Origin of the sequence: Paenibacillus sp. NPDC057886, from assembly GCF_042796655.1 — a bacterium.
Lineage (GTDB): Bacteria > Bacillota > Bacilli > Paenibacillales > Paenibacillaceae > Paenibacillus.
In genome coordinates this window covers 326,705-339,358 of record NZ_JBHVMZ010000001.1, presented here as the reverse complement: position 1 = coordinate 339,358, position 12,654 = coordinate 326,705, and the positions used below count along the sequence as shown (strand labels likewise).

Below are 12,654 nucleotides of genomic sequence, written 5' to 3'. Positions count from 1 at the left end.
AATGCGTTTACTCTGTGAGGGAAAAATACGCCCCTCTGAGTAAACGCGTTTTTTTATATTCTTAAATCAGAATGGACTTTTCTTCCGTCGCCCTGGCAGATAACCACTGGGCTGTTTTACTTCATCATACTCACGTTCACGATGATTTTGACCACTACCTGATGTGGGCTGGTTCCCCTTGTCTGGCTTAACTGCCAATAACGTGAGCAATCCTCCCACCGCTCCGGACGCGGCGAGAATACCAAATAAAAGGAAATGGTGGGAAGAGATCAACAATGACACGACAGGAGGGCCGAGAGACACGCCGATAAAACGCATGCTGCTGAATAACGCCGTGATGGTGCCCCGTTGTTCCTTGTCCACCCCTTCAGTAACCATAGCATCCAGACATGGCAGTGTAGCGCCTATTCCTGCTCCGCCAAGGGTGAACAAACCGACGACTACATAAATGTTGTCAAAAAGTCCGATTACACCAAGAGATACAGTTAAAACAGCAAGTCCGATAAACCCAAGCCATTTCATCCGTGTCTTGTTCTTTCCTATCCATTTTCCAGCAAAAAAAGACGCCAGACATAAGGCAGCCAGTGGTATGGCAAGCACAAGTCCTTTAAGTACCCCTTTTAATTTGAACTCTGATTCCAATGTCTCCGACAGATAAAAGAGCACGCCAAAGAGAACAAACATGCAAATACCGCCGATCGCAAAAATCGCATATAGCCAGCGGCCCTTTTCTTTTAGCACACTGCGGATAGAAGCCACAAATTCGGGAAAGCTCTTTGGTTCTTCCTTCCTCTTTGGTGTTTTCACCAAGAAAATAACCAGAACCAATGAAAGCACACAGAGTACCGGAATAGCCATAAAAGGCATATACCAAATCCACACAGCCAGAGCTGCACCCAATATCGGACTTAGTACCTTGCCAAAGGTGTTCGAGGTTTCAATAATGCCAAGGCTTTTACTCACCTCGTTTTCATCATCGAACATGTCACCAACCAATGGAATGACAATCGGGAAAGCCCCCGCTGCTCCAACCCCTTGCAAAAGTCTGCCACCGAGAATGGTCCAGTATGCCGCATTTCCATTCAGCATCCAGGCTGCTCCTCCTGCTACCGCGCCTCCTGCGGCTGCAATGATGAGACTGGGAATAATAACAGCTTTCCTGCCGAAACGATCCGACAGATATCCTGCAAGTGGAATGAGCAGGATTGCGACGACGGCATAAACCGTAATTAACATGCTGACCTTGAATGAGGACACTTTCAATTCACGCTCAATCTGCGGTAGGATGGGAATCAGCATGGAGTTGCCCAGTGTCATAATGACCGGGATGGAAGCGAGTGCGACGAGGTCCCACTTTTTATCTTTCATACCTCAACCACCTTTACAGAATCAGAAAACAACAACGTTATTGTGGGTTGTTCTGCAGTTGAATATACGGCTTATGTAAAAAAGGTCACTTGGGATGACAGCGCAAAAAGGCTATCGCACTAAATTCAGTGTCAGGACAGCCTTTTCACTATCATTATGAAGATCAACAAATCAACATTTATTTCAATACAAATTGCTGAAGGGCTGCACCGCCCTTGAAAACGATGCAGAGCTGTTCGATCTCACGCTCTGCCTTCAGGGAACAGCGAGCTGTGCTCCACTGAAGATTCTTCCCGTTGACTGTCCCAGCGGAACCGGGAACGACACAAGTGCCGAGCAGTGGGCCTTCCGGACCTTCCGCCCGAATCTCCAATTCGCCACCTACTCCGAAGGCTGCCACCCGACCCTCAAACTCACTAGCTTGCCGGAAAGCATTGTCATGGAATGAAATCCAGGAAGAACGACCTTCACGATACAGCGGTTCGTCTGGATCAATGGCACGGACAGCTGAACGACCTTCCAAACACTCATCCAACAGAACGCCTGCATATGCATCATAATTTTCCGCAAACGTAGGGAGATTCAGCGTGCGTGCAGGAATAGTTTCACCCTCGATATGGATTTCTGCGGTCTGACGAATATCTGCTGAGGAACGTCCAGCCATGATCGACCAGGCGGCGGTTTCAAGACAATATTTGTCTCGAGTGACATCCCAAAAGGTCAGTTTCTGAACAGGAATTTCGAAAGAAAGAGTTTCCACGGCGCCTGAAGCAAGATGAATCCGCCGGAAGCCGATCAACTGACATTGTGGGCGCTTCACCCGTGAAGTTTGGGCGTGCCCATACAGTTGCACCACTTCATCGCTGTCACGTTCCCCTTTGTTCTCAACCTGTACTTCAATCTTCAGCACATCGTCTCCAGAAGATCCCTGCACCCGCTCCACTCGAATCGATCTATACTCAAATTCCGAATAGGTCAACCCATGACCAAAGGGATACAGGACTTGGCCTTCATGATACATATAGGTTGTACCGTTATGAATAATGTCATAATCCATGATATCAGGAAGCTGCGATTCATCCTCATACCATGTCATGTTCAATCTGCCAGCAGGAGCATAATTTCCGAGCAGAACATCCGCAACCGCATTCCCCAGTTCCTGGCCTGCATGTGTGAGGTATACGATTGCCGGAGCCACGTCTTTTAACTCTTGCAGTGCAAATGGATAACTGCCAACAATGACAACGACCGTATTAGGATTCACTTGGCAGACTTCTCTTACCAGTCGGGCCTGCTCAGGCGGAAGCTGCAGACTTGGGCGATCAATTTCCTCTTTACCGTTAATATAGGGACTATTACCGACAACAACGACAGAAACGTCACTATTCTGAGCAGCTTTTTTCGCCTGTTCTATTCCGTTAGCAACAATGTCCAGCTTGAACACAGCAGGTTGCTGCTTCCCTTCTACGGCGTCCGGATTACCAGGTGAACTCAGGTTTTCGTCTGTTTGTTCCGGCGCTGGGGACAGCACCAGTTGCCCCTGATGTTCATCCAACCTTAGTGGCAGTCCGTTCCACGTTCGCAGCGTACTGTTTCCATCCGGTTGTGAATCAATCTGTACCACTTCCTTGACGAACCAGCCACCAATCTCCGGCGCATTCGCCTGATAGATGCCCTGTTCGGTTAACGAAACATAGCGATTATTCTTCACACTTCGCAGCGTATGACTTCCCCAGCCCCAATCCTGATGAACAAATTCTGCGGCTTCCGCACTGCCTTCCGGCACGGCTATAAGCTTTCCTTCCGCACCAAGCGTGATTACCTTGCCATCGGCTGTCTTCAGACTGATGCGATCATTGCCATCTGCAAAAGATACTTCCGCACCGCCAAGCTGCTTACGCAGTCCTTCCAAAGCGGTAACACGATAAGGCAGTGTGCCACTGTACCAATCGGTATAGACCACATCCGCAAGGGGACCAATAACACTAACCTTCTTCAATCTTTCCGATTGGAGAGGGAGCAGTCCGTCATTTTTGAGTAAAACGATAGACTCGGCTGCTGCTCTATAACTTAATTTGGCATGTTCAGGCGCACACAATACAGATTCCGATATCGAAGCATACGGGTTAAGTCCCGTCTGATCCAGTTGTCCAAGCCGCATCCGCACGCCAAAAATATTACGAATGGCCCGGTCAAGATCCTCGACCTCCAGCAAGTTTCGCTCAAGCGCCTCTTCCAAGGCAGATACGACTAAGTCGACCTCATCCGTCAGACAGTCCACGCCTGCCTTTAATGCCCCTGCCGCCGATTCCGCATGCGTGGCATGATAACCGTGATAATTGACCGTCTGGGACAAGTCCCCCCCGTCACACACGATAAATCCAGGCATGGCCCACTCACCCTTGACTACATCATTCACATAGGGACTTTCAATGGCTGGTGTGCCGTTGATCGAATTGTAGGCTGTCATCATGGACAAGGCCCCACCTTCTACGAAAGGTGTCTCGAATGCTTTTAAATAATATTCACGCAAGTTACGCGGATCGATGCTGGATGAACAATTCAACCGATCCTTCTCATTATTGTTGGCAAAAAAGTGCTTCAACGTCGCTACCATTTTCAGATAGAACGAGTGGTTACCCTGCATACCCTTCACAAGAGCTGCCGACATTTCACCTGTCAGTACGGGGTCCTCACCATAGCCTTCTTCCGTTCTCCCCCAACGCGGATCCCGTTCCAGATCGACAGTTGGCGCCCATAAGGTCAAGCCGTGACGCTCCGGTGCACGGTGGTGGTATGCTCTGGCTTCATCTCCGATGACGGAACCAATTTCACGCATGAGCTTCGTATTCCAGGTGCTCGACAGACCGAGCGGCTGCGGGAAAACGGTAGCCTCACCTATCCAGGCAACCCCGTGAGCCGCCTCTCCTCCCACATTGTATCCAGGTATCCCCAATCGGGGTACTGCGGCTTCACGAGTAGGAATTAATCGAATCTTCTCCTCCGTTGTCAGACGCGCAATCAAGTCATTTAATCGTTCTTCCAATGGCAATGTTGCGTCCCACATCGGATATTGAATATATTCTTTCATACTAAACCCTCCTACTTATTCGTTAAGTTTAAGTCCTTTCCATTCTTTCAATAGTTCCAGCGTACGCTCGCGATACTTCTGCCCTGCTTCCGGCTGATCAACCTGATGTTCATGCACATATGCATTAAAATAAGAGGACAGTATGCGATAGGCAAGAAGGCGTGCCTGTCCCTCATCGGACATATCCTGTGGGCAGCCATAGCCTTCATGAAAACCAGTTGATGATTCTGACGATAAAATGGCCTCAAACGCCCTGTCCGCAAACATGGAACGATCCCCATCAATGATGGCGGCAATGTTTAGCTCCCCGTTTTCCTCATGGACAAGCACGTTAGCTTCCCACAGATCGTTATGAACAAGAACCGGAACAGTTACCTGATCAAATAAATCCTTATTTGTTATGAACATATCTGCGATTTCTTCCCCAACACCTGGCATATACCCGGCTTGTGCCGCTTTGAGTGCCGTCTCCTCTGCAAAAGAGTGCAGCACCTCGGACCAATGATCCGAGCCTTTAATCGTCCCATCGCCCTGCGGCCAGCCAAAAGATTCACCCTTAATCTGATGCATGACAGCCGTATATGCGCCGAGCTGATGATATAACCGTTCTTTATCTGCTTCCGAAATCGATGAATGATCCAGCTGTTTACTGGGGATAAACTCCATAAACATGTAGGTTCTCGGAATGATCAATCCGCTGTCATCACAGGCAATAATATTTGGAGCAGGAATGCCTGCTTTACGGTAATATTCATAAACAACAGGTTCAGCAGACATCATCGTACGCTCAAATGAAAATAACGGATCGCCAGCAGAGCCCAGCGGCATCTCTGCCCGCTCTGGAGCCAAACGTAATATCACATCCGCATACGTTGCATGTTCAAGCTGAATTCGATACGTTGTATTAAAAAGTCCACCCTGCAACAGTGCAAAACTCTTCACAATGGTAGCGGTTCCAAAATTATTCTCTACCAACTGATGCAGTCTCTCTGCTGTAATGGTTTGGTGTAAACCTGAATTCGTTGTACTCATTTAATATAATCCCCTATCTTTATCTGTCGCTAGCAATTAAATGATACTACCATTTCCTTGTTAGAACCATACTTCCATGGCACGACAGTAGACAAACAGACGGCACCTTGCGGCACCGTCCTTCTGTTTATCCAATAAACATTACAGTTGAATTGTAAGCGAGCTAACACCTGCTGCTGCCGTAACGACAACACCATTTGCACCAGACGCTTGGGAACCGCCCTCTACGCCGGATACACTTTCGATGCCACGCAGCACGATATTCCATGGTTTGCCTGCACCTTCAGCACGAACTTCCAGAACAGAGCCGTTACGAGATACGTTAACAACCAGCTCCTGCTCAGCACTTTGGTTTACAACCACCGCTTGAGCGGAGTTGCCGTCAGCCAGTTCGAACAAGTGAAGGGACACATTATCCGCAAAGTCATAATCCGGTTTGCTATCTACAGCACCAACAGCAATCAGGCTGTTTGGCTTAACCATCATTGGCAGTGTTTTGAAGTCATGGTTTTCGCTAATCCAGCGTCCACCTTCAACTTTGACACATGTCAGATAGTTGGTCCATGTACCTTCAGGCAGGTAATAACGAACATCACCCTCCTTGTTGAAGATTGGAGCCACCAGGATCGAATCACCAAACATGTATTGTGTATCCAGGCTGTATGTTGTTGGATCGTCAGGGAAATCCAGCAGCATAGCGCGCATCATCGGAATACCTTTTACAGTCGACTCCACCGCAGAATTGTAGAGATACGGCATCAAGCTGATTTTGAGTTTGGTAAAGTCACGAACAACGTCCACGGATTCCTCGTCGAACAGCCAAGGCACACGATACGAAGTGCTTCCGTGTAGGCGGCTGTGAGAAGATAAAAGTCCGAATTGTACCCAGCGTTTGTATACGTCAGGGGTTGCTGTGCTTTCAAAGCCACTGATATCATGGCTCCAGAATCCGAAACCGGAAAGACCAAGCGAGAGACCGCCCCGAAGTGATTCAGCCATGGATTCATAAGTAGAAGAGCAGTCTCCACCCCAGTGAACCGGGAACTGTTGACCACCTGCTGTTGCAGAGCGTGCAAACAGGGCCGCTTCGTTTTTGCCAATCTTTTCTTCGAGCAATTCAAATACAGCTTTGTTATAGAGCTGTGTATAATAGTTGTGCATTTTAACCGGATCAGAGCCATCGAAGTATACGACATCTGTCGGAATTCTTTCACCGAAGTCTGTTTTGAATGAATCAACACCTTGATCAAGCAGAACTTCCAGCTTACTCTTATACCAATTAACAGCATCCGGATTCGTGAAATCAACCAGAGCCATACCTGCTTGCCACATATCCCATTGCCATACGCTGCCATCCGCTGTTTTTACCAGATAACCTTTCTCCATACCTTCATCGAACAAGTAGGATTTTTCTGCAATGTATGGATTGATCCACGCACAGATTTTGAGTCCTTTCTCTTTCAGACGTGCAAGCATGCCTTCCGGATCTGGGAACATCGCTTCATCCCATACGAAATCAGACCATTGGTATTCCTTCATCCAGAAGCAGTCAAAATGGAATACAGACAGCGGAAGATCACGTTCAGCCATGCCATCTACAAAATGGTTAACCGTTGCTTCATCATAATCCGTTGTGAATGAAGTTGTCAGCCACAGACCAAACGTCCATGCTGGTGGAAGCGCTGGTTTACCTGTTAATTTGGTATAATTATCAAGTACATCCTTTGGATTGTCACCGCCGATAATGAAGTATTCCAACGTCTCGCCTTCTACGCTGAACTGCACTTTAGATACATTCTCAGATGCAATCTCATACGATACGCGTTCAGGATGGTTTACAAATACGCCATATCCTTTATTGGACAAGTAGAAAGGAATGTTCTTATATGACTGCTCACTGCTTGTACCGCCGTCCTCATTCCAAGTGTCAACCACTTGGCCATTCTTAACAAATGGCGTGAAGCGCTCACCAAGTCCGTAAACGTATTCACCAATGCCGAGATCCAGCTGTTCGCGGAAGTACGCTTCCTTGCTCGGACCTGTAATATAACCAGCCGCTCTTTGACCGCTACCTGTAATGCGTTTTCCTTCATACAAGAAGCTGACATCCCAACCGTTTGTTTTGTCAATTTGAACTTCCAGATTGCCGCTTTTCAAAACAGCACCTTGTTCAGTTTTTGAGATATCAACGTTCGCATCTTGAGTATTAAGCTCAAATACAGGTCCTTTTTTTACTCCGCCTTTATGGTGATTCAAAGTTACACGAATAACGTTAGGCATAGGTGAGCTGTACGTCGCTTTAAGCAATGTACCATTCAAAGTGTCGCCTTTGGTGCGAATATATTTAGTTGCCGCATATACGGTCAAAGAATCCTCTTTTTGCACAATATCACGAATGTCAGTCGGGTTTTGAATGTGGTACCCTTCACGAGTCATCCAGAATCCATCAGTAAATTTCATGTTTTCTTTCCCCCTTCGGTTATACTATAATAATATTGACATTAATAACGAATTTCTTCTCATATTTTGACCAAATATATCACGATTTTGATATTTCTTATCCGTTTCTTTATAAACACCACCAATCTATGGGAACGTTTACATTAATAATGATGCAAAAGGAGATTCTCATATGGAACGTGAACGATTACGGGAAGACCGAATTCACGGCAATGCCATGTATCCAGTCAGTGTGTACCCGGATATTCAACAATTGAATGGCGACAGCATTCTCGATTGCCACTGGCATGATGAAATGGAATTCACCATGGTCACTCAGGGCAGCGCTGTTTTTCAAATTGATATGAATACGGTAGAGGTTCAGGCGGGAGAAGCCATCTTTATTAATCGGGGGGAAATTCACGCTGGCTATCTGAAGGGCGATGTTCCCTGCGTGTTTTCATCCATTGTATTTAACCCGGAGCTGTTAGGCAGTCGGACGTTTGATGCTGTACAAGAGAAATTTGTTGGCCCGCTTGTACACAAAACGGTGATCCCCCCTTACCATATCCAAACCGATGAAGCGTGGGGGCAAGAAATCATTTTTCATTTAAAACGAATTTTCGCCGATCATGCCGCCGGGACACCAACCTGCGAGATGACAACCAAAGCTTACCTCTATCTAATATTTGCACAAATGTTTGAACATATGAAACCTGCTGCACTCAAAGGCACCGTCCCATCAGGCAGTCATGATAAAGTGGAGCGTCTGAAATCAGTGTTAAGTTATATCCACAAGCGTTACCCTGAACCCCTCAAGTTAAAAGAACTGGCAGATGAAGCCAATATGAGCGAAGGACACTTTTGCCGCTTTTTCAAACAGATGGTGCAGAAAAGTCCGGTCGACTATATCAACTATTATCGCATCCAGCAGGCCTGTTATCAGCTTGAGAATACCGATCACAAAATTGTGGATATTGCCATGGATGTCGGGTTCGAGCATTTGAGCTACTTCATTACCACATTCAAAAAACACAAAAATATTACCCCGTCCCAATATCGCAAAATGTTTTATGAGAAAGTAGCGATGGAACCTGCACTGGTCTAAGCTTAAACTCCTTTCAGGATCGGCATTCGGCACTCTGAACTGACGATACTTCACTGTTCTCCACTTTTATATGAGTTAACAGATGCAAAGAAGGTGCTTCAGCCCGTTCGGCCGTAAGCACCTTCTATATTATTCTGATGAATGGAATTTCATTTTACTTTTTCAATGTCTCCCATGAGCTGTACTCATGCACCGAGAATCCGTTGAAGGACGAATGCACACTTGCCATTTTCTCTACCAACTTGAGCTGTGCTTCCATATATGCTGTACCCTCTTCATAAAAGGTAATAAAATCGCCTTCCTTGCTTTGCTTGGTCTCCACGGCGATCGATACCATTTTACCCAAAAGTGACGCTTCCTCAAGCTCATCCTTCGCTACATTATAGATGGCCGCAGCCGTATCCCGATAAGCCATAATGGTGATCGAGTCAAACTTGCGGATCATCCAGCTGCTTACATTCATCGTGGAACCCGGAATTTTATAACCATCCAGCCAGAAAGGCAGGTCAGCGGCTACAGGCATCTTCATTCGTGCGGCCCGATCGACGATGTATTGAACGTTCCCCTGCCACTGCGTAATCACACTGGCCTGATTGGTTTTCCACTCTGGATGTACATGAGGTTCAATGTCCAGATGAATGCCGGCAAATTTCTCATTGGGCTCAACTTGATTTTGATACGCTTCAACCCAGTCCAGAAAGTCTGCAATTTGATCCCGGCTCTCCGTCAGTCCCCAGGCAGGTCTTCCATCCATAACGTCCACGGCAATATTTTTCTCTCTGGCTTGACGAATGAAAGATGTATAGTACGGAAGCTTTACATCCCGATTCATTTGTAGGTAGATCGTATTGATTTTGTTCGTTGTGGCAAACTTCAGCACTAGCTGAGGGTTATTTTGAATCTGTGTGGTATCCCATACCCAGGTTGCTCTTACCGATCCCTGAACCGTTCCATGGATGGTTTCATAACTGTCGACTGAGCCAAGTGCAGTGGCCTTGCAAACATACGCATTCCCCGTAAACAGCATGAAACAACTCATTAACAAAATGAATTGGTATCTCTTTTTGCTTTTCATATTTGTACACTCCCTTTGATGTTATGCAGCTCTATCGTGCAAATCTCGATGAAATTCTGTCGTTTTATATTCATTCATTGGTACAATTTCGATGTACGACTATTTACATTGCTTTTATATGCAACATCATCTCTTAGACTTACGACGAAAGAATCATATAACATTATTTCGGGTATTCACACTTCTGTATTTATAGTTCTAAAGTCTCATTTATGAAAAACTTTTTAATTTAAGCTTCATTTCATCTCCACATGGGTCATTTTTTGCATATGTACAACAGACGACTCAAGACCTAGTAAGCGTTTTCCTGTAAAAATAAAAAAGGCCGCCCAAAGGCGACCTTCAATTTCCTACCCGTTTCAAGGATGAAAGGATACGACGTTATTCGTTAATTACCGGCTGGAGCAGCCGGTGTATTCTCCACCATCTCATCAAACAGGGATACCAGCTCAATGCCTTCTGCCGAAATGCGTACCAAGCCCTTATCAGACAAGCGCAATTCCGGAATAACAACAAGTGCCAACAGAGACAGCGTCATAAATGCGTTATTTAACGTACAGCCAGCAGACTGTAACGCTTCACTAACAGCTGCAGATTGAGCTGCTACCACTTCAAAAGATTCCGTGGACATCAAGCCTGCAATGCGCAGCGGGAATTCGGTCACACCAGAGGCAGTCACAACGGCTACGCCACCCTGCATGCCAATGACCCGGTTGCCCGCCTCAGCCATCAACGTGTCATCATTACCGATAATGAGCAGATTGTGACTGTCATGGGCTACGGTCATCGCAATGGCCGCAGGGCCTGTGAAGCCAATGCCCCCAACAAGGGCAACGGCGCGATTGCCCGTTTGTTTGTGACGCTCGATCACCGCAATTTTGCAGATTTCACCTGAAGTTGAAACGACGACATTGCCATGTTCCACCGTGACATTAACATGCTTCTCTTTGGTATCCACATGATTCTCCGTCACATGAATCACTTTTGCTCCAATTGTACCTTCGGTAATCGGCGCAGATAGCTCCATATCCTTCGGCTGAATGTCGGCTTCCAGCTTCACGGTGTTCAGCGCCTCTTCCGGATACGTGAAGCTGTCCCAGACCGCAGTCATTTTGCCGTTCTCTGCCACGACATGCCCTGCGGCAATCGTCATGCCTACACGAACATCAGCCAAGCGCCCATCCAGCAAAATAATGTCAGCGATATTCCCCGGAATAACCGCACCAATGTCGCGTGCTACACCGAAACGTTCAGCCGTATTGATCGTCGCCATCTGGAAAGCGGTAACCGGCTTCACCCCTTGAGAAATAGCCAAACGAACAACAAAGTCCATATGACCTTCTTTGAGCAGCGATTCCGAACTCCGGTCATCGGTAACCAGCATCATGCGGCGTGTATCCAGGCCAAGCTCTGTGCAGGCTTTGATCGTTTCCGCAACGTCATGCCATGCAGAGCCCTGACGCATTTTGGCGTACATGCCAAGCCGCAGGCGTTCCACCACATCTTCCTTCGTAACACATTCATGATCCCCCGTAACACCGCTTGCTGCGTAGGCTGGCAGACGCCAGTCATCCGCCGCCCAGGTGAAGTGACCGTCAGCCACCTTGCCGGCTCGGAGTGTCGCCTGAATCTCACCAATCATCGTCTCATCCCCGTACACGACCCCAGGGAAGTTCATCACTTCACCGAGACCAATCATATCCGGACCCCAGGAAAGGGCTTCCGCCACTTCTTCCGGTCCAATATAAGCGCCTGTTGTCTCCAGTCCAGGATGTGTGGAAGGAACACAGGAAGCTACCTGCATATAAGCAGCCATTGGCGTCGTCCGAGCTTCATCCAGCATCAATCGCAGACCTTTGAGTCCAAGCACATTGGAGATTTCATGCGGGTCAAAGAATCCTCCCGTTGTACCGGAAGGCAGAACGGCTCTCGCAAACTCCGTTACTTTCATTTGTGTACTTTCAATGTGACAGTGCCCATCCAGCAATCCGGGAGCAATGTATTTGCCTTCAGCCTCAATGATGCGTGTATGCTCTCCGATCGTGTGGCTTACATCTTTGCCAACATATGCAATCCGGGCTCCCTGTACCGCTACAGACATGCCCGGCAAAATTTCACCCGAAACCACATTAACCAGCGTTCCGCCCCGAATGACCAACGTAGCAGGCAAGTCTCCCCGTGCTGTTGCCACCAGATCCGGTACGCAATCCGCCATTAATGGGCGTTCAAAAGATGGTGTGTTCATGTTGCTGCCTCCTTCATTAAATAAACGATCCAAAAAAAATAGATTGTTACGATTATATGAGTCTCGCCGTCATGTGTAAAGAAAATTCACACCTATTGTGCATGAACACAAAGGATAGATCATTTTTTATCCATGAAACCTAATCCATCCAATCTGATGTCAGAAGAGATATTCATTAAGAGATATCTATTACCAATGATCTCCTCCCTACTTCTCACACCAAAGCCAACCTTATGGAGCTTCTTATTCCCCACATCGTATTACGCAATACACAGAAAGACTCCCGTCCTTTCGAA

At 47.1% G+C, this 12,654-nt stretch carries 7 protein-coding genes; 1 reads left to right on the top strand and 6 read right to left on the bottom strand.

Annotated features, from left to right (window positions below):
- Positions 1 to 66 precede the first annotated feature (66 nt).
- From bcbE to yicI, 4 genes are all read right to left on the bottom strand, one after another.
- Positions 67 to 1,368, bottom strand: a complete 1,302-nt coding sequence (gene bcbE, locus ACFVQB_RS01490; RefSeq protein ID WP_379434650.1) for a bacillibactin exporter BcbE — start codon at positions 1,366 to 1,368, stop codon at positions 67 to 69.
- Positions 1,369 to 1,546: 178 nt separating this feature from the next.
- On the bottom strand, positions 1,547 to 4,459 hold the full coding sequence (locus ACFVQB_RS01485; protein ID WP_379434649.1) for a glycoside hydrolase family 3 C-terminal domain-containing protein: 2,913 nt from the start codon (positions 4,457 to 4,459) through the stop codon (positions 1,547 to 1,549).
- 15 nt (positions 4,460 to 4,474) lie between these two features.
- On the bottom strand, positions 4,475 to 5,491 hold the full coding sequence (locus ACFVQB_RS01480) for a phosphotransferase (RefSeq protein WP_379434648.1): 1,017 nt from the start codon (positions 5,489 to 5,491) through the stop codon (positions 4,475 to 4,477).
- A gap of 141 nt (positions 5,492 to 5,632) precedes the next feature.
- Complete coding sequence (gene yicI, locus ACFVQB_RS01475; RefSeq protein WP_379434647.1) at positions 5,633 to 7,951, bottom strand: alpha-xylosidase; 2,319 nt, start codon at positions 7,949 to 7,951, stop codon at positions 5,633 to 5,635.
- A 172-nt stretch (positions 7,952 to 8,123) separates the two neighbouring features.
- On the opposite strand from yicI, the gene ACFVQB_RS01470 reads away from it, so the two are divergent.
- Positions 8,124 to 9,038 carry an AraC family transcriptional regulator gene (locus ACFVQB_RS01470; protein ID WP_379434645.1) on the top strand — a complete coding sequence of 305 codons (915 nt, stop codon included), beginning with the start codon at positions 8,124 to 8,126 and terminating at the stop codon, positions 9,036 to 9,038.
- Between the two features lie 154 nt (positions 9,039 to 9,192).
- On the opposite strand, the gene ACFVQB_RS01465 is transcribed toward ACFVQB_RS01470, so the two are convergent.
- Positions 9,193 to 10,113 (bottom strand): hypothetical protein, encoded by a 921-nt coding sequence (locus ACFVQB_RS01465; RefSeq protein ID WP_379434644.1) that lies wholly within the window; start codon positions 10,111 to 10,113, stop codon positions 9,193 to 9,195.
- A gap of 388 nt (positions 10,114 to 10,501) precedes the next feature.
- Complete coding sequence (locus ACFVQB_RS01460) at positions 10,502 to 12,358, bottom strand: adenine deaminase (protein ID WP_379434643.1); 1,857 nt, start codon at positions 12,356 to 12,358, stop codon at positions 10,502 to 10,504.
- Positions 12,359 to 12,654 lie beyond the last annotated feature (296 nt).

Excerpts from the sequence above, each read along its gene's own strand:
- bcbE (WP_379434650.1), bottom strand. The coding sequence starts at position 1,368 with ATGAAAGATAAAAAGTGGGACCTCGTCGCACTCGCTTCCATCCCGGTC.
- ACFVQB_RS01485 (WP_379434649.1), bottom strand. The coding sequence starts at position 4,459 with ATGAAAGAATATATTCAATATCCGATGTGGGACGCAACATTGCCATTG.
- ACFVQB_RS01480 (WP_379434648.1), bottom strand. The coding sequence starts at position 5,491 with ATGAGTACAACGAATTCAGGTTTACACCAAACCATTACAGCAGAGAGA.
- yicI (WP_379434647.1), bottom strand. The coding sequence starts at position 7,951 with ATGAAATTTACTGATGGATTCTGGATGACTCGTGAAGGGTACCACATT.
- ACFVQB_RS01470 (WP_379434645.1), top strand. The coding sequence starts at position 8,124 with ATGGAACGTGAACGATTACGGGAAGACCGAATTCACGGCAATGCCATG.
- ACFVQB_RS01465 (WP_379434644.1), bottom strand. The coding sequence starts at position 10,113 with ATGAAAAGCAAAAAGAGATACCAATTCATTTTGTTAATGAGTTGTTTC.
- ACFVQB_RS01460 (WP_379434643.1), bottom strand. The coding sequence starts at position 12,358 with ATGAACACACCATCTTTTGAACGCCCATTAATGGCGGATTGCGTACCG.